Raw genomic sequence first — 17,856 nt, 5'->3', positions numbered from 1 at the left:
CGCCCCTCTCCCAAAGGGAGAGGGAGGATAAACATTAACTCACCAACGCCTGCCCGTCTTTACGGCTCTCCGTCGCGGCCACGTAATGCCCTTCCGGCATCCGGTAAATCACCTGCGCACCGCCGAAGTTATAATCCTGCAACGGATCTTCCACCACGATCTGATGTCCGCGCTCGCGCAGGGCGGCGATTGTATTGCGATCGAACGTAGATTCAACGATCACCTCCCTGCCCTGCACCACGCGCCAGCGCGGCGCGTCGATGGCCGCCTGCGGGTTTTGCCCGTGCAACATAATGCGCAGCGCCATCTGCATATGCCCCTGCGCCTGCATCGGGCCGCCCATCACGCCGAAGGACATCAGCGGCTGGCCGTTTCCGTCCATCGCAAAGCCGGGAATGATGGTGTGGAACGGACGCTTGCCGCCCGCCAGCGCGTTCGGGTGTTTCGGATCCAGCACAAAACCGCAGCCGCGGTTTTGCAGGCTGATCCCGGTATCCGGCACCACCACCCCCGATCCAAAGCCCATATAGTTGGACTGAATAAAGGAGATCATCATGCCGCTGGCGTCCGCCGCCGCCAGGAAGACCGTCCCGCTCTGGGTCGGCGAACCGTAGGTGAAATCAGACGCTTTGTCCGGGTCGATCAGCGCCGCGCGCGACGTCAGATAACAATCGCTCAGCAGCTCTTTCGCTGCGAACTCCATATGCGCTTCGTCCGCCACGTAGCGGTCAAGATCCGCCAGCGCCAGCTTCATCGCCTCAATGGATAAATGCAGCGCCTGCACCGAGTCCGGGTGATGTTTTTCAATTTCGCACTGCTCCAGGATACCGAGCGCGATCAGCGTGGCGATCCCCTGCCCGTTTGGCGGAAGCTCCTGCACCGAGCCGCCGGCGAAATCACGGGACAGCAGATCGACCCAGTCCACGCGGTGGTTGGCCAGATCCTCGGCGGTCAGGTGCGCGCCGTGTTCTTTTGCAAAGGCGGCGATTTTCTGCGCCAGCTCGCCGCGATAAAAGGCTTCGCCGTTGGTTTTCGCAATCAGCTCCAGCGAGTTCGCCTGCGCCGGGTTACGGAAAATCTCCCCGATGCGCGGCGCGCGGCCTTCCGGCGCAAAGCAGGCGCTAAAGCCCGGCTGATCTTTCAGCTTGTTGTAGCCGCGCTGCCACAGGTGACCAATCAGCGGTGAAACCGGGAAGCCGTTGCGCGCATAGTCAATGGCAGGCTGCGCCAGCGTGGTGAGCGGTAAAGTGCCAAAACGTTCCGCCAGCGCCACCCAGCCCGATACCGCGCCCGGCACGGTTACCGCGTCCCAGCCAATTTCCGGCACGGCGGTTTTACCGGTAAACAGATCCGCGTGCCAGCTGGCCGGTGAACGGCCGGAGGCGTTGAGACCGTGAAGCTTTTCGCCGTCCCAGACGATGGCAAACGCGTCGCTGCCAATCCCGTTACCGGTCGGCTCGACGACGGTCAGCGCCATCGCGGTCGCAATCGCCGCATCCACGGCGTTACCGCCCAGCTGAAGCATTTTCATGCCCGCCTGCGCCGCCAGCGGCTGAGAGGTGGCAACGGCGTTATGGCCCATCATCGGCGGGCGTCGTGAATCGTAACCGGAAGTAAAATCAAGCGCTTTGGTCATCATGACTCCTTAGTCGTGGCGCGGATCGAGCGCATCGCGCAGCCCGTCGCCGAGTAAATTAAAGCCCTGCACCGCCAGGAAAATCGCGACACCGGGGAAAACGGACATCCACGGCGCCTGTTCAAGGAAGCCTTTCGCCGTATTGAGCATCGAGCCCCATGACGGGTTCGGCGGCTGCTGGCCCAGCCCTAAAAACGACAGGCTGGCTTCGGCAATGATCGCCGAGGCAATCGCCAGCGTGGCCTGCACCAGGATCGGCGACATCACGTTAGGCAGCACGTATTTGATAATGATCCAGCGGTCCGGCAGGCCAATCGCCCGCGCGCCGTCGATATACTCTTCGTTGCGAATGGCGATCACCTGGCCGCGCGTCAGGCGGGCAAAGATCGGCATCGCCGAAAGGCCAATGGCGATCATCGCGTTGGTGAGGCTTGGGCCTAAAAAGGCGCCCAGGGCGATCGCCATGATCAGGAAAGGACAGGCCAGCAGCGCCTCGATAAAGCGCGAGATCACCCCGTCCCACATCTTCTGGAAATAACCCGCCACCAGCCCGAGCGGGACGCCAATCACCACGGCAATCACCACCGACATACAGCCAGCCATCAGCGAGGTGCGCGCCCCCCAGACAATGCGCGACAAGATATCGCGTCCCAGCTCGTCCGTACCGAACCAGTACATCGCCGACGGCGCTTTACGCACCGCCAGAAAGTTGGCTTTGACCGGATCAAAGGGCGCAATAAAGGGAGCGAGCAGCGCCAGCAGGACAAAAAAGCCCACGATAACCGCACCGATCACCGCACTTTTGTTGGCGAGGAATTTCTTCAGCACCCGGTTCTGCGCGCGCGGCAGCGCGGGCGCAACGGGTTGAGTGGTCAGTTCCGCCATGATTAACCTCGCATTTTCGGGTTGATAAGCACATACAGCACGTCGGCCAGCAGGTTCAGCAGCAGGAAGCCAATCGCTACGATCAGCACCACGCCCTGCACCACCGCATAGTCACGGTTAAACACCGAATCGACGATCATCTTGCCAAAGCCCGGAATGGTGAAGACCTGCTCGGTCAGCACCGCCCCGCCCAGCAGCTCGCCGAACAGCAGCGTGGTGAGCGTGATAACGGGCACCAGCGCGTTGCGAAAGGCGTGCTTTAAAATCACCGCTTTCGGCAGCAGCCCTTTGGCCCGCGCGGTACGGATGTAATCGGCCTTTAGCACGGCAATCATCGACGCGCGGGTGTGGCGCATCAGCGTAGCCGCCAGCCCGGTGCCCAGCACCGAGGCCGGAAGCAGCAGGGTACGCAGGTTCTGAAGCGGATCTTCGCTAAACGGCACGTACCCGGAGGCGGGCAGCCATTGCAGATTCACCGAGAAGACCAGAATCAGCAGGATCCCCAGCCAGAAGTGCGGTATCGAGATCCCCGAGATCGCCACGAAGTTCGCGCTATGGTCGATCCAGCTGTTTTTGTTCACCGCAGCGAGGATCCCCATGCCGATGCCAAACACCAGCGCGATAATCATCGCCAGCAGCGACAGCTCCACCGTCACCGGCAGCTTGCTGGCAATCAGCTGCGTCACCGGTTCGTGAGTACGTAAGGAGACACCAAGATCGCCCTGTAGCGCGCGCGTCAGCCAGTGGAAATACTGCACAGGAATGGGCGCATCCAGGTTCAGCTCCGCGCGCAGCTGGGCGATGACCGCCGGATCGCGCTCCTCACCGGCCATGGCGATCAGCGGGTCGCCGGGCAGCAGCTTTTGCAGCCCGAAGACCATCATGCTCACCAGCAGCAGGGTCGGGATCGCCAGCAGCAGACGTTTGCAAATCAGTTCAAGCATGGTTTCTCCTCGGCACTTCGGTTATTTCGCCAGCGTGATGCCGGCCAGACGCACAATGCCGTCCGGATAAGGTTTAAAGCCCTGCACGCTTTTGTTCAGGCCAAAAATACGCGGCTCGAAGTAGAGGTAGGCGATAGGCATATCGGTTTGCAGCTGCTTGACCACCTTGTCATACAGCGGCTGGCGCGCGGCCTGATCGGTGCTCTGGCGCGCCTGGGTCAGCCATTCGTCAACCTGCGCGTTGCTGTAGCGCCCGTCGTTCAGCGTGCCTTTGCTGTTGATAAAGCCGTAGATGCTGCCGTCCGGATCCGGGCGACCTGACCAGCCGGAGAAGCTCAGCTGATAGTCACCGCTCTGCTGGCGGTCGAGCAGCGTGGCAAATTCGGTCATTTGCAGATTCAGGTTAAAGCCCGCCTCGGCAACCATCGCCTGAAGCACCTGGCCGACCTGCTGCGAGGTTGGGTTGTTCGGCACCAGCAGATTCACCGTCAGCGGCGTGGTCACGCCCGCAGCCTTCAGCAGCGCTTTGGCCTTGTCGACGTCGCGCGGAGGCACCGGCAGCTTGACGTGGTACGGGCTAACCGGAGAGAACGCCTGATTTGACGGGGTATACAGCCCTTCGAACACCACCTGGTTTAAAGCATCGCGGTCAATCGCCTGCGAGAAAGCTTCGCGCACGCGGGCGTCTTTAAACGGATCGTTGGCCGGGACTTTGCCGTTGTTAATATTAAACGTGATCCCCTGATAACCCAGCCCGGTCACTTTCGCCAGCGCCAGCTTGCTGTCGGCCTCCACGGTTTTCACATCGCTTGCCGCCACGCCCTCGGTCAAGTCGAGATCCCCCGCGCGCAGGTTCGCCAGACGCACCGAGGCATCCGGGATCGGCAGGTAGATAATTTTGTCGAAGTGGTACGCGCCTTTGTTCCAGTAGTTGTCAAAACGGGTCAGAACAATGCGGTCCTGGGACACGCGGCTGTCGAATTTATAGGGGCCAGAGCAGACCGGATGCGCGGCAAAGTCAGGCTTTTTCGCCGCCTCGGGGGCCATCATCGCGCCCGCGCGGTCGGTCAGCTGCATCAGCAGCGCGGCATCGGGCGTTTTCAGGTGCAGCACGATCTGCATCGGGCCGGTCACGTCGATGGACTCGACGGACGAGATTTCACTTTTGCGCAGCGAGCCTTTCAGGGTCAGCGCGCGGTCGAGATTATATTTCGCCGCCGCCGCATCGAATTTTTCACCGTCGTGGAAGGTCACCCCTTCACGCAGGTTCATGGTCAGGGTTTTCCCGTCGTCGCTCCAGGCCCAGTCCTTCGCCAGCCCCGGCACCACCTTCAGGTGCTCGTCCACGTCCACCAGCCTGTCGCACAGGGAGGCGAAAACGAAACGCCCGTAATAGGTTCGTGCCAGATGCGGGTCGAGCATGTCCGGATCGGCCCCGAGGCCGATTCGCAGCACGCTTTCAGAGTGGGCGGGCAGCGCCGCGCCAAGCAACATTACACTTCCCAGTACGGTCAAAAGAGAATTACGCATTGTCATTATCATGAGTTCCTTGAAGGAAGGGAGGAGTGAGTGGCCGCGTGTTCAAACAGCGCGCGGCGGCGCAAAAATGCGGCAGACGGCGGTGCAATCTGGATCACACTGCGGTCGCGATTGATCTCCTGCCAGCGGTGACAGGCCACCTGGCGCCCGCCGTCCAGCACCTGATTGATGGGCTCAACCTGGCGGCATTCGTCCGTCACGTACGGGCAGCGGGTATGGAAACGACACCCTGACGGCGGATTCGCCGGGTTGGGCAGATCGCCCTGTAAGAGCGGCATCGTGCGCTCCGCTCCCGGCTGCATCTGCGGCGCGGAGGCGATCAGCGCCTGGGTATAGGGGTGCAGCGGCGCGTCAAAAATCTCATCGACGGTGGCAAGCTCCACGATTTGCCCGAGATACATCACCGCCACGCGGTCGCTCATATGGCGGATCACCGCCAGGCCGTGGGCGACAATCACCATCGTCAGCCCCAGTTGGTGCTTCAGGCTTTCGAGCAGGTTAACGACCTGCGCCTGCACGGACACGTCCAGCGCCGACACGGGTTCATCCCCCAGCAGCAGCTTTGGCCCTGACGCCAGCGCGCGGGCAATGCCGATACGCTGCCGCTGTCCACCGGAAAACTCGTGCGGATAGCGCCCGGCCCAGGCGGCGGGCAGCCCGACGGTATTGAGCAACTCCGCCACGCGGTACTGGCGATCGGCTTTCTTCATATTCTGATGCAGCCACAGCGGCTCGCCGACAATCTGCTCGACGGTCATGCGCGGGTTCAGCGAGGCAAAAGGATCCTGAAAAATAATTTGCAGCTCGCGTCGGAGCTGGTTCAGGCGCGCGCCGGAGGCGTGGGTGATCTCTTCGCCCTGATAAAAGACGCGTCCTTCGCTCGCCGCCAGCAGGCGCAGCAGCAGACGGCCAAGCGTGGATTTACCGGAACCGGACTCCCCGACAATCGCCAGCGTTTCGCCCGGCATTACGGCAAGGGAAACGCGGTCAACGGCGGTGACAAAACGCGACGGGGTAAAGAGCTTTTTCGGGCCGGGAAACAGCTTGCTCAGGTCGCGGGCTTCGAGAATGGGTGTCGTCATGCGATCTCTCCCAGCGCAATGTGGTGCTCAAGCGGCACGCGGAAACAGGCCACCTGATGTCCGGCGCCCAGCGTAGTAAGGGATGGTTTTTCTTCGTGACAGCGCGTCTGCGCGAACGGGCAGCGGGTGGCAAAACGGCAGCCTTTCGGCATTGATTCCGGCAGCGGGACGGCCCCCGGAATGGTGGAGAGCTGGCCTTTACGCGCGCCCAGGGAGGGAATGGAGCCCATCAGGCCGATAGTGTACGGGTGCTGCGGATCGGCAAATATCGCCTCCACGCTTCCCTGCTCCACCACCTGCCCGGCATACATCACCGCCACCTGCTGCGCGACCTCCGCCACCACGCCCAGGTCGTGGGTGATCATCAATACCGCCGTGCCCGTGTCTTCTTTTAAGGTGTTGAGCAGGGAGAGAATTTGCGCCTGAATGGTCACGTCCAGCGCGGTGGTCGGTTCGTCGGCAATCAGCAAGCGCGGATGGTTGATCAGCGCCATCGCAATCATTACGCGCTGGCGCATGCCGCCCGAGAGCTGGTGCGGATAGGCCTTAAGGCGCATTTCCGCCGCCGGGATTTGGACTTTTTCCAGAATGCGCAGCGCGGCGTCCATCGCCTCTTCACGAGAAACGTTCTGGTGGCGCATCACCGCCTCGCTCAGCTGATCGCCAAGCGTGAAGGCCGGGTTAAGCGAGGTCATCGGCTCCTGAAAAATCATCGCCAGCTCGCTGCCGCGCAGGTCGGCGTATTCCCGCGGGGAGAGCTTTCGCAGATCGTGACGGCGAAACTGCATCTCACCGCTGAGGATCCTCGCGCTGGCGGGCAGCAGCCCCATCAGCGCGAGCGAGGTAATACTTTTTCCGCAGCCCGATTCCCCCACCAGCGCCAGCGTTTCGCCCGCCTTGACGGTCAACGAGATACCATCGAGCACGCTCACGGGAGACCCCGCAAACTGGACGTTGAGATTTTGCAGCCGCAGAACGGGCGTAGTTTCCTTAAACGGGATCGTCGTCATAGGGTGAAATCGTCCTCAAGATGGATAGCCTGAATCAGGGCTGTTTGCAGGCTGAGCAGGTGTTCGCGCATCGCGGCGGCGGCCTCATTGGGCTGGCGATGCACGATGGCAGTCATGATCTTGTGATGATGGTCGTTGTAGTGATCAACGCGTTCGGGGGTGCGGGCCAGTTCGCGCAGATGCTGCCAGCCGGGTTCACGCCTGACCGCATCTATGGCATCGAACAGCCCCAGCATCAGGCGGTTGCCCGCAGCTTCCGCTATGGCGCGGTGAAAGGCGCTATCCCACAGTTCATTGAGATCGCGGTCATCCGGGCTGACCTTATCGATGCGTTCCAGCATGCGCTGCATGAGCGCGAGGTTTTCCCTGGTGGCACGCAGTGCCGCAAGACGGGCGAGGCCCGGCTCGAGTTGCAGACGAGCTTCCATCACTTCCAGCAAATTGGTCTGTTGTATCAGCCCCTGAAGCGCCAGCGGCTCTACGGGAGCAGCCGGGCCGATAAACGTGCCTTTGCCCTGCTTACGCCAAATCCGCCCTTCTTCTTCCAGCACGTCCAGCGCACGACGGACTTCACGTCGTCCTACGCCGAGTGTCTCCGACAGCTCACGTTCAGTGGGCAGCGGAATGCCTGGTGTTGACTCATGCTGGTTGATTAGCCCGCGCAACTGCTCAAGCGCGGTACTGGAATTTGCCAGAAACCGTGACGGTTTTTCCATATTGGTTCGCTCGCTGTCATCATTTCTTTATTTTTATTAACAATAAGTTATGGATATACCCCAACACTTACCGTCCTAATGATTAAGCAAATTACGAACCAATAAACCATTGGTTCAGGAACTTTCTGGAAAATGCTCGTTAACTGGATGATTTAAAGAGAGTTATTTTTACAAGATTGTTACACATTGAAACGAGAGTATTTACGACGTGGGGATATTTTGCACACAATCAGTGCAAATAACGCACTATTAATGTGCAAATGTTAATTAATTGCACTACGCATATTAATTTTTTGTTAACAAACAAGAGGGTTAGATAAGTATTTCTGAGGGGATAAAACGACGAAAGCCTGAATCATTTCTGATTCAGGCTTTCTGAATAGTGGCGGAACGGACGGGACTCGAACCCGCGACCCCCTGCGTGACAGGCAGGTATTCTAACCGACTGAACTACCGCTCCACTGTTCCCGTGTGGGGAACGAGGCGGATATTACGGACTACTACCAAACTCGTCAACGCTTTTTCTTCAGTTTTGAATCGTTTGCTGCAAAAATCGCCCGGACGATGCTTTTACAACCATCCCGGCACTTTTTATGCACGCCACATGCAGCTGCCGCCCTTCTTCTGCACCAGATCCAGACGGGATTCGTGATTCACCAGCTCTTCGTCACTGGCTAACACCACGCGCAGGCGGCTCGCCTGACGCACTACCCGCTGAATACCCGATTCGCCCTGCGTCTGCTGCCCTTCATTTTCCATGCTGAACGCCATCGACGTCTGACCGCCGGTCATGGTCAGGTAGACATCCGCCAGGATCTGGGCATCGAGCAATGCGCCGTGCAGGGTTCGTTTGGTGTTATCTATTTCATAGCGCGAGCAGAGCGCATCAAGGCTGTTACGCTTGCCGGGGAACATCTTCCTTGCCAGCGCCAGGCTATCGGTCACTTTACAGAAGGTGTTGGTCTTCGGAATATCGCGGTTAAGCTTGCTGAACTCGTAGTCCATGAAGCCGATATCGAACGATGCGTTGTGAATGACCAGCTCAGCGCCTCTGATGTATTCCAGAAATTCGTCAGCGACATCGGCGAAAGTCGGCTTATCCAGCAGGAACTCGTCGGCAATACCGTGGACGCCAAACGCTTCGGGATCCACCAGCCGATCGGGTTTGAGATACACATGGAAGTTGTTCCCGGTCAGACGGCGGTTCACCACTTCAACGGCACCGATTTCGATAATCTTGTGGCCTTCGTAGTGTGCGCCGATCTGGTTCATACCGGTGGTTTCGGTATCGAGAACAATCTGGCGAGTAATTGCAGTGCTCATATCGGTCATTTATGTCAGACTTATCGTTTTACTGAACGTTTCAAATACAGGAAGTCTACCAGAGATGCGCAAACAGGTAGAAATTTTCACCGATGGATCTTGTCTCGGGAACCCGGGACCAGGCGGTTACGGCGCGATTATGCGCTATCTCCAGCATGAAAAAACCTTCAGCGAAGGTTATCGCCTGACGACCAACAATCGCATGGAGCTGATGGCCGCGATCGTAGCGCTGGAAGCGTTAAAAGAGCACTGTGACGTGGTGTTGAGCACCGACAGCCAGTACGTTCGCCAGGGGATTACCCAGTGGATCTTTAACTGGAAAAAACGTGGCTGGAAAACGGCTGACAAAAAGCCGGTTAAGAATGTCGATCTCTGGAAACGCCTGGATGCGGCCCTGGGGCAGCATCAAATCAAATGGGAGTGGGTAAAAGGCCACGCCGGCCACCCGGAAAACGAACGCTGCGACGAGCTGGCTCGCGCTGCGGCGTCGAATCCGACCCTGGAAGACGTGGGTTATCAGGCGGAGTCCTGATCAGGGCTTGCGGTACTGCCGCGTTGCGCCAACGGTCTGGCGAATTCGCGTCTTCGATTTGCTCTGTTTCATCGGATTAAGCGTAAGGGGGATCGTCCGTTTACGCGCCACGATAAACTGCATACAGCCCAGCGCGGGCAGATGTGTACTCAGCAGCTGCCCGCCCTGCCGCGCCCAGGGCAAAACCTGAAAACCCCCGTAGCTCATTACTTCAAAATTCAGCAGAGAAAGCCAGTCGAGCTGGCGCATCATGGAGAACATGCGGCTGTTATAGGGAGAGGTACGGCGCAGTACGGGCACCAGCTTGCGTAATCCCATCAGGCTCATTGGATTAAAACCGCTGAGAATAAGCCAGCCGTCATCAATCAACACGCGATCGGCTTCACGCAGCAGGCGATGCGGATCGCTGCACCACGGCAGCGTATGCGCCAGCAAGCAGGCATCAACGGATTTTTCAGCAAAGGGTAAATGCAGCGGATCGGCCTTTACCTGGGCAGGCATTCCGCTAAGAGAGACATTCACCTGATGGGAAATAGCACAGCTTTCCGTGTTGATTTCCGCGCTGAGATTGCCAATCTTAAGCAGGTGAAAACCATACATTTTTGCGAGCCAGGGCTTAAGCTGTTGTTCTAAGGCTTCGCGATAGTATTCACCCCAGGGCATTTCTGCCCAACGTTCCGGTGCTGCGACAGTCAGAGGTATCCTTGCCGGTTTCATCAAAACACCTGCCACGTAAATAGAGGTAATTTATGAATCTTATCAGTATTCCCGCCTTCGAGGACAACTACATCTGGGTTTTAGTTGACGACGATCGGCACTGCATTATTGTCGATCCTGGCGAATCGGCACCGGTTTTACGCGCAATTTCAGAAAATAACTGGCATCCCGACGCCATCCTACTTACCCACCACCATAACGATCACACGGGCGGTGTTCCTGCGTTACGGGCGAAATATCCGCATCTTGTAGTGTATGGACCGGCTGAGACACAAGATAAGGGAACAACGCAAGTAGTCGAAGAGGGCGAAAAAATCCTCATACGCGGGTCGGAATTTTCCATATTTGCTACGCCCGGTCACACTTCTGGACATCTGTGTTTCTACAGTAAACCTTATCTATTCTGCGGCGACACGCTGTTCTCTGGCGGCTGCGGGAGGCTGTTCGAGGGCACGCCCGTCCAGATGTATCAGTCTTTACAGAAGATTTGCGCACTGCCCGATGATACCGTCATATGTTGCGCACATGAGTATACTTTAGGGAATATGAAGTTTGCCGCGAGCATCTTGCCCGAGGATCAAGCGATTCAAGATTATTACCACAAAGTGAAGGAGTTACGTGCAAAAAACCAAAAAACACTACCCGTAATTCTTAAAAATGAGCGAAGAATAAATTTATTTTTACGAACTAATGATATTGATTTAATTGATAAAATTAACAAAGAAACAAATTTGCAACACCCAGAAGAGCGTTTTGCATGGTTAAGGTCAAAGAAAGATAACTTCCGATAAATCCGGGTTGCCTTTTGAAAATTTCGCCGTTATCATCGCTCGTCTTTTAAGCAACTATTGACACACACATGAAGGCAAAAGCGATATTACTCGCCTCTGTCCTGCTTGTTGGCTGCCAGTCTCAGAATGGCAGTAACGTACAACAGCACGCACAGAGCCTTTCTGCGGCTGGTCAAGGGGAAGCAGGGAAGTTTACAAGTCAGGCGCGATGGTTGGACGATGGGACAACTTTCGCGCAGGAACAAGACTTGTGGGCCTCTATTGGCGACGAGCTAAAGATGGGAATTCCGGAAAATACCCGGATTCGCGAACAGAAGCAGAAGTATTTGAGAAATAAGAGCTATCTCCACGATGTAACGTTACGGGCAGAGCCGTATATGTACTGGATAGCCGGGCAAGTTAAGAAACGTAACATGCCGATGGAGCTGGTACTCCTACCCATAGTGGAGAGCGCTTTTGACCCACACGCAACGTCTGGTGCCAATGCCGCAGGCATTTGGCAGATCATTCCGAGCACAGGGCGCAATTATGGTTTGAAACAGACCCGCAGCTACGATGCGCGTCGCGATGTAGTCGCCTCCACGACTGCCGCTCTCGACATGATGCAACGTCTGAACAAGATGTTTGACGGCGACTGGTTATTAACTGTCGCAGCGTACAATAGCGGTGAAGGTCGTGTTATGAAGGCAATGAAAGCGAATAAAGCCCGTGGAAAATCCACCGATTTTTGGTCGCTCTCACTGCCACAGGAAACCAAGATTTACGTACCGAAAATGCTGGCATTGAGCGATATTCTCAAGAACAGCAAGCGTTATGGTGTACAACTGCCAACACCAGACGAAAGTCGTGCACTGGCGCGCGTCCGCCTCAGCAGCCCGGTTGATATTCAACAGGTTGCCGATATGACGGGAATGTCGGTAAGTAAACTTAAAACCTTTAATGCCGGTGTTAAAGGCTCTACGCTGGGTGCCAGTGGCCCTCAGTACGTAATGGTTCCGCAGAAACATGCAGAGCAGTTACGTGAGTCCTTAGCCTCTGGTGAGATTGCCGCAGTTCAGTCAACGCTGATCGCAGACACCTCAACAGTGAACAGCCGCAGCTATAAGGTTCGTTCAGGTGATACGCTTTCAGGCATTGCTTCACGTCTTGGCGTGAGTGCAAAAGATCTTCAGCAGTGGAACAATCTGCGCGGATCGGGTTTGAAAGTGGGTCAGAATCTGACGGTTGGCGCAGGTAGCAGCGCGCAGCGTCTTGCCAACAACAGCGATAGTATTACCTATCGCGTGCGTAAAGGTGACTCGCTGTCCAGTATCGCAAAACGTCACGGCGTGAACATCAAAGATGTGATGCGCTGGAATAACGATACTGCGAATCTGCAACCGGGCGATCAGCTGACGCTGTTTGTTAAAAATAGCGCAACGCCTGATTCCTGATAAAAAACTCTGAACAAAAAAGGCAACGATTCCCCTCGGTGCCTTTTTTATTTGGCCTGCGTTACGTTATCCGGCTTTCTGCACTTCAGCCATGATGGTATCGCTGGTAAACGAGCCGTCTGCCTGCAACTCAAAATAGGCCTTCACCTCTGCGGATGCACTCTCCTGATACAGCCGAATCGCCTCGCTTAATGCTTCAGGTGTGCGCATACGCGCAATCCAGGAGCTGTATTCCAGCGGCAAACGGTCGGTGATCAACGAGCGTGAAATCAGCCCGGCCTCCGCCGTCATCTGTAACCACTCCCCGCTTGAATAGTTGCGAACATGCGACGTATCGCGCAGCGCTTCAACCGTTTGCAGCCAGACGTCCCTGACCGGATGACCGGGCGACATTACGTCCATAACGATGAAAATCCCACCCGGCTTCAATACGCGTTTTACCTCGCGCAGGGCCTGCCCGACATCGTGCCAGTGGTGTGCAGAGTAGCGGCTGATGACAACCTTGAACGATTCATCGGCAAAGGGTAATGATTCTGCGTAACCCTGACGCGTCGCCACGTTATTCAGCCCCTTCGCTTTCGCGGCGTCACTCACCACTTGCAGCATCTGGGCGGATAAATCATATGCCGTAACCTGAGCAACCTGCTGCGCAGCGGTAAAGCTGGCGTGCCCTGCCCCACAGCCTAAATCCAGCAAGTGTGCCTGCGGGAAAGCGGCCAGACGCTCGCTCAGTCGCGTCAGATCGCGGCCCGACGCGTGAACGGCGCTGCTCAGATAAGCGCTTGCCTGAGAGCCAAACTGTTTTTCTACATTGTCATGATGGGAGCGTGTTGTTGTCATCTTACTGTCCTTTTGTTGTTGGAAAAATCAAAGGGCAGCACCCGAACAGGCCTGCCCCACGGCAGACCTGACACACCATTATTTCTCAGGTTTGCCGGGACTGAATTCAACGAGTAGAGGATTGTGATCGGACGCGCGCGTGACCAGCACGGAGGCATCGTGAACGCTTAAACCGCGATAGAACACAAAATCGAGCGGACGACCAAAGGCTTTCTTGCGCTGGTCATCACCAAAACGAACTTCACGCAGCGACATCTCACGCGCAAAGCGGTACAGCGCATTCATACGCGGGCGGCTCCAGGCATTAAAATCCCCGGCCATGATGATAGGTCCGCTGTGATGGGCGATCTGATCGCCAATCGGTAATAACTGTTTACTGTAGACATCCACGCCGAGACTGAAATTCACTGCGTGAATATTCACGACCATCAGCAGACGGCTGTCCGGCAGTGGATAAACGGTCACCAGCGCTGATTTTGCCAGGCGCAAAATGGGTTCGCGTTCACGAAGCGGGCAACAGTAGACAGGATGTGCAGCCGAGAGCGTCATCACGCCCGAGGGATGTTGCGGCAAGACGAAGGCTGGAACCTGATCGGCCGCGAGATAGTTAGTGGTCGCAAACCTCACCAGCTCGGGCGTGGTTTGCGCCTCTTGCAGGAGAACGAGATGCGCATCTTTACCGAAGTTTTTGAGAACGGATAACCAATCGGCACGCTGCTGTTTAAAGATGTTCCACACCAGCACGCGGATCTTGTCATCACTGCTCAGCGGTGTACCAGCCGGCAATGCCTGACTGAGGCTCGAAAACGACCCTGGAGGCAAAATACGCTCCGCAGGTAATCCGGCAACATAACGCATGGCATAGGTATTTTTTCGCACTTTAGGAAACAGCCTCTATAACATGAACCAGCCCGAAAAACGGACTGGTTCTAATGTTATAGGGATTTTAGGTCATACTTTCAACGCAATTACTGAGAAACCCCTTTCTTGTTTTGTAAGCAAGCGCTTACTGCATCTCAACCTATCGCCACGCGAGCGGGTTTATCAAGGCGTCCGCTCACGCCAATCAGTAAGAAAGCGACAAGAACAATCACGGCGCCAATCCACGGCGTCTGCGTCAAACCAAAATGCTCCACGGTCTGCCCACCGATAATAGAACCCAGCGCGATACCAATATTAAACGCGGCGATGTTCAGGCCCGACGCAACGTCGACGGCATTGGGCGTATACAGTTCTGCTTTTTGCACGACGTAGACCTGAAGGCCAGGGACGTTGCCGAACGCGAAGATGCCCATCATCAGTACGGTTGCCAGCGCGGCATATTGCATCGACGCGGTGAACTGGAAGACCATCAGCAGCACAACCAGTGCAGCAAAAATGAACTTCAGCGCGGGGACAGCGCCGTGTTTATCGGCAAGTTTACCGCCCCAGATATTTCCAATTGCCACCGAAACACCGTATCCCAGCAATATCCAGCTGACAGCACTCGGCGAGAAGCCCGCCAGATCCTGCATCATCGGCGCCAGGAAGGTGAAGGCAGTAAACACGCCGCCGTAACCAAGAGCGGTAACGGCATAGATGATCAGCAGGCGCGGATGCGTCAGTACCTTCACCTGATCGCGCAGGCTTGCGCTGGCACGTCCTGGTATGTTCGAGGGTACCAGCAGCAGGCTGGCGACCAGAGCAATCACCCCCAGCAGCGATACGGCGAGGAAGGTTTCACGCCAGCCAAAGTGTTGACCGATGAACGTGCCCAGTGGAACGCCCGTCACCAGCGCCACGGTCAACCCGCCGAACATAATCGCGATAGCAGATGCCGCTTTTTCTTTCGGCACCAGGCTGGTTGCGATCGTTGACCCAATGGAGAAGAACACACCGTGGGCAAGGCCGGTCAGTAATCGGGCAATAACCAGCGTGTTGTAGTCAGGGGCCTGCCACGCCAGAATGTTCCCGGCAGTGAACAGAACCATCAGGGCCATCAATAATTGCTTACGCGGAAAACGGCCGGTCAGTGCGGTTAGTACAGGTGCGCCTACGGCAACACCCAGTGCATAGATAGAAACCAACAGCCCGGCAGAAGGCAGCGAAATAGCGAGTTGGTCAGCGATGGTCGGGACCAGACCCACAATAACAAACTCGGTTGTGCCAATTGCGAAGGCACTGATCGTCAGGGCAAGTAGCGCCAGCGGCATAAAATACTCCGTATCATCAGGATTAAGATGACAGGAAGTATGCGCCAGTGCTTAAATAACAAAAATGGTCAAAGTATCAATAGAATTTTGCAGGTGGAGCAACAATGAAAGCAACATCCGAAGAGCTGGCAATCTTTGTCGCCGTAGTGGAAAGCGGTAGCTTCAGCCGGGCGGCCGAACAGCTTGGGCAGGCAAACTCCGCCATAAGCCGTTCTGTCAAAAAGCTGGAGATGAAGCTGGGCGTCAGCCTGCTCAACCGGACAACCCGGCAGCTAAGCCTTACGGAAGAAGGCGAGCGCTATTTTCGCCGGGTGCAGTCGGTGTTGCAGGAAATGGCGGCAGCGGAAACAGAGATTATGGAATCGCGCAGCACGCCGCGCGGTTTACTGCGCATCGATGCCGCGACACCAGTAGTGCTTCATTATCTGATGCCCTTGATAAAGCCCTTCCGGGAGCGCTATCCGGAAATGACACTGTCTTTAGTGTCATCCGAAACATTTATCAACTTAATCGAACGGAAAGTTGATGTGGCGATCCGCGCAGGCACGCTAACGGATTCCAGCTTGCGCGCGCGTCCTCTGTTTGCCAGCTACCGAAAAATTATCGCTTCGCCGGAGTACATTGCCCGGCACGGCAAGCCTGAAACGGTTGAGGATTTAAAGCAGCATCTTTGCCTGGGATTTACCGAGCCGGTATCACTCAATACCTGGCCCGTGGCGTGTAGCGATGGACAATTGCATGTAATTAACTGCGGTTTATCGTCAAACAGCGGGGAGACCCTCAAGCAGCTCTGCCTGGAAGGGAATGGCATCGCGTGTTTGTCCGATTATATGATCGACAAAGAGATCGCCAGAGGGGAACTGGTGGAGTTAATGGCGGATAAGCGACTGCCGGTCGAGATGCCGTTTAGCGCGGTATATTACAGCGACAGGGCGGTAAGTACGCGCATACGTGCCTTTATCGACTTCCTGAGTGAACATGCAAAAACAGCTCCCGAAGGAGCTGTATGAGGGTTTAGGGCATAGAGGGAGAGGGTATTATTAATCCCAGTGCGGAGCCAGGCCTTCCGGACTCACCAGGCGATCGTTGCAATCCAGAGCGGCGATCGCTTTTTTGTCTTCGTCATCCAGCTTAAGATCCTGCGCCAGCAGGTTGCTCGCCAGGTTTACGCGTTTGGTTGATGATGGGATGACGGCATAGCCTTCCCCCATCGCCCACGCCAGAATCACCTGAGCAGCTGTTGCACTATGTTTCTCTGCAATGCGATTAATCACCTCATCTTTCAGCGCCTTACCGTAGGCCAGCGTCATGTAAGAGGTGATATGAATGCCATGTTGTTTTGCCCAGTCCACGACTTTTCTGTTTTGCAGGTATGGCGACAGCTCGATCTGGTTTGTAGCAATGTTTTCCGCCCCGACGGCCGCGATCGCTTTTTCCATCAGCGGGATCGTGAAGTTCGAGATACCGATTTCGCGGGTTAAACCTTGCTCTTTCGCTTCCAGTAACGCCTGCATGAACTCTTCAACAGAGACAGCATCGTTTGGTGATGGCCAGTGAACCAGCGTCAGATCGACATAGTCAGTACGCAGCTTTTTCAGGCTCTCTTTCAGGCTTGGGATCAGCTTTTCTTTGCTGAGATTCTCAATCCAGATCTTAGTGGTAATGAATAATTCATTGCGGGGTACACCGCTCTCTTCGATGGCCTGGCCAACGGCGGCTTCATTCTCATAGATCTGTGCCGTATCAATGGTGCGATAGCCCAGCTCAAGAGCAGTTTTTACAGATTCAATTACAACGTCGTCTTTCAGGCGGAAAGTGCCGAGACCAAATGCAGGGATACTCATATTATTCCTCGTTAATCATAGTTTTCGTTAACTAAGGAGGATTATGGCGGGTCTTGTTATGGTGAAAAAGGACGTAAAACGCAGAGGATTTTTGCTAATTTCGCAATAATTATCTTACAAACAAGAAAAAAGCCCTGAGCGTTAGCTCAGGGCTTTCAAAAAGTGGCGGAACGGACGGGACTCGAACCCGCGACCCCCTGCGTGACAGGCAGGTATTCTAACCGACTGAACTACCGCTCCACCGAAGACTTCTGTAACCACCGGATTTATGCACCGGCTTACTACTTAATTTGATGCCTGGCAGTTCCCTACTCTCACATGGGGAGACCCCACACTACCATCGGCGCTACGGCGTTTCACTTCTGAGTTCGG

General features: G+C 56.1%; 17 protein-coding genes, 2 tRNA genes and 1 rRNA gene. 4 read left to right on the top strand and 16 right to left on the bottom strand.

Annotated elements, in window-relative coordinates; translation table 11 throughout:
- Window positions 1-34 precede the first annotated feature (34 nt).
- The 9 genes from ACSVHP_RS05945 to dnaQ form a co-directional block, all read right to left on the bottom strand.
- Window positions 35-1,636, bottom strand: coding sequence for a gamma-glutamyltransferase family protein (locus ACSVHP_RS05945; protein ID WP_447551268.1), 1,602 nt, complete (start codon window positions 1,634-1,636; stop codon window positions 35-37).
- Window positions 1,637-1,645: 9 nt separating this feature from the next.
- Complete coding sequence (locus ACSVHP_RS05940; protein ID WP_234675847.1) at window positions 1,646-2,521, bottom strand: ABC transporter permease; 876 nt, start codon at window positions 2,519-2,521, stop codon at window positions 1,646-1,648.
- Between the two features lie 2 nt (window positions 2,522-2,523).
- Window positions 2,524-3,465 (bottom strand): ABC transporter permease, encoded by a 942-nt coding sequence (locus ACSVHP_RS05935; protein WP_234675850.1) that lies wholly within the window; start codon window positions 3,463-3,465, stop codon window positions 2,524-2,526.
- Window positions 3,466-3,486: 21 nt separating this feature from the next.
- On the bottom strand, window positions 3,487-5,001 hold the full coding sequence (locus ACSVHP_RS05930) for an ABC transporter substrate-binding protein (protein WP_447551267.1): 1,515 nt from the start codon (window positions 4,999-5,001) through the stop codon (window positions 3,487-3,489).
- A 2-nt stretch (window positions 5,002-5,003) separates the two neighbouring features.
- Entirely contained in the window at window positions 5,004-6,086 is a 1,083-nt protein-coding gene (locus ACSVHP_RS05925) for an ABC transporter ATP-binding protein (RefSeq protein WP_447551266.1), read from the bottom strand.
- Window positions 6,083-7,096, bottom strand: coding sequence for an ABC transporter ATP-binding protein (locus tag ACSVHP_RS05920; protein WP_447551265.1), 1,014 nt, complete (start codon window positions 7,094-7,096; stop codon window positions 6,083-6,085). Before ACSVHP_RS05920 ends, ACSVHP_RS05925 begins: the two co-directional genes overlap by 4 nt.
- Window positions 7,093-7,812: a FadR/GntR family transcriptional regulator gene (locus ACSVHP_RS05915; protein ID WP_234675858.1), complete on the bottom strand. Its 720-nt coding sequence runs from the start codon at window positions 7,810-7,812 to the stop codon at window positions 7,093-7,095. The genes ACSVHP_RS05920 and ACSVHP_RS05915 overlap by 4 nt, the downstream gene beginning before the upstream one ends.
- Before the next feature lie 383 nt (window positions 7,813-8,195).
- Window positions 8,196-8,272: transfer RNA gene (locus tag ACSVHP_RS05910), tRNA-Asp, on the bottom strand.
- Window positions 8,273-8,403: 131 nt separating this feature from the next.
- Window positions 8,404-9,135, bottom strand: coding sequence for a DNA polymerase III subunit epsilon (gene dnaQ, locus ACSVHP_RS05905; RefSeq protein ID WP_234675860.1), 732 nt, complete (start codon window positions 9,133-9,135; stop codon window positions 8,404-8,406).
- A gap of 64 nt (window positions 9,136-9,199) precedes the next feature.
- On the opposite strand from dnaQ, the gene rnhA reads away from it, so the two are divergent.
- On the top strand, window positions 9,200-9,667 hold the full coding sequence (rnhA, locus tag ACSVHP_RS05900) for a ribonuclease HI (protein WP_234675862.1): 468 nt from the start codon (window positions 9,200-9,202) through the stop codon (window positions 9,665-9,667).
- On the opposite strand, the gene ACSVHP_RS05895 is transcribed toward rnhA, so the two are convergent.
- Entirely contained in the window at window positions 9,668-10,384 is a 717-nt protein-coding gene (locus ACSVHP_RS05895) for a class I SAM-dependent methyltransferase (protein WP_447551264.1), read from the bottom strand.
- Between the two features lie 32 nt (window positions 10,385-10,416).
- Here ACSVHP_RS05895 and gloB point away from each other — a divergent pair, with 32 nt between their 5' ends.
- Both gloB and mltD read left to right on the top strand, forming a co-directional pair.
- Window positions 10,417-11,175 (top strand): hydroxyacylglutathione hydrolase, encoded by a 759-nt coding sequence (gene gloB / locus ACSVHP_RS05890; RefSeq protein WP_447551263.1) that lies wholly within the window; start codon window positions 10,417-10,419, stop codon window positions 11,173-11,175.
- Window positions 11,176-11,243: 68 nt separating this feature from the next.
- A complete protein-coding gene (gene mltD, locus ACSVHP_RS05885) occupies window positions 11,244-12,608 on the top strand; it encodes a murein transglycosylase D (protein ID WP_417313427.1) in 1,365 nt (454 codons plus the stop codon).
- A gap of 66 nt (window positions 12,609-12,674) precedes the next feature.
- On the opposite strand, the gene ACSVHP_RS05880 is transcribed toward mltD, so the two are convergent.
- The 3 genes from ACSVHP_RS05880 to ACSVHP_RS05870 form a co-directional block, all read right to left on the bottom strand.
- Window positions 12,675-13,448 (bottom strand): class I SAM-dependent methyltransferase, encoded by a 774-nt coding sequence (locus tag ACSVHP_RS05880; protein WP_447551262.1) that lies wholly within the window; start codon window positions 13,446-13,448, stop codon window positions 12,675-12,677.
- A 78-nt stretch (window positions 13,449-13,526) separates the two neighbouring features.
- Entirely contained in the window at window positions 13,527-14,327 is an 801-nt protein-coding gene (locus ACSVHP_RS05875; RefSeq protein WP_234675871.1) for an endonuclease/exonuclease/phosphatase family protein, read from the bottom strand.
- A 137-nt stretch (window positions 14,328-14,464) separates the two neighbouring features.
- A complete protein-coding gene (locus ACSVHP_RS05870; RefSeq protein WP_447551261.1) occupies window positions 14,465-15,640 on the bottom strand; it encodes an MFS transporter in 1,176 nt (391 codons plus the stop codon).
- 104 nt (window positions 15,641-15,744) lie between these two features.
- Here ACSVHP_RS05870 and yafC point away from each other — a divergent pair, with 104 nt between their 5' ends.
- Window positions 15,745-16,650: a DNA-binding transcriptional regulator YafC gene (yafC, locus tag ACSVHP_RS05865; protein ID WP_234675875.1), complete on the top strand. Its 906-nt coding sequence runs from the start codon at window positions 15,745-15,747 to the stop codon at window positions 16,648-16,650.
- 30 nt (window positions 16,651-16,680) lie between these two features.
- Here yafC and dkgB read toward each other — a convergent pair whose 3' ends face one another.
- The 3 genes from dkgB to rrf all read right to left on the bottom strand — a co-directional run.
- The gene (dkgB, locus tag ACSVHP_RS05860) at window positions 16,681-17,484 is read right to left on the bottom strand and encodes a 2,5-didehydrogluconate reductase DkgB (protein WP_234675877.1); all 804 of its coding nucleotides are present in this window, start codon (window positions 17,482-17,484) and stop codon (window positions 16,681-16,683) included.
- A gap of 163 nt (window positions 17,485-17,647) precedes the next feature.
- A tRNA-Asp gene (locus tag ACSVHP_RS05855) sits at window positions 17,648-17,724 on the bottom strand.
- A gap of 55 nt (window positions 17,725-17,779) precedes the next feature.
- Window positions 17,780-17,856, bottom strand: a 5S ribosomal RNA gene (gene rrf, locus ACSVHP_RS05850); the annotation flags it as partial.

This window comes from Enterobacter sp. 186315 (assembly GCF_053290175.1).
Note: the sequence above shows the minus strand (reverse complement) of the source record. Positions and strands in the feature narration are given on the sequence as shown.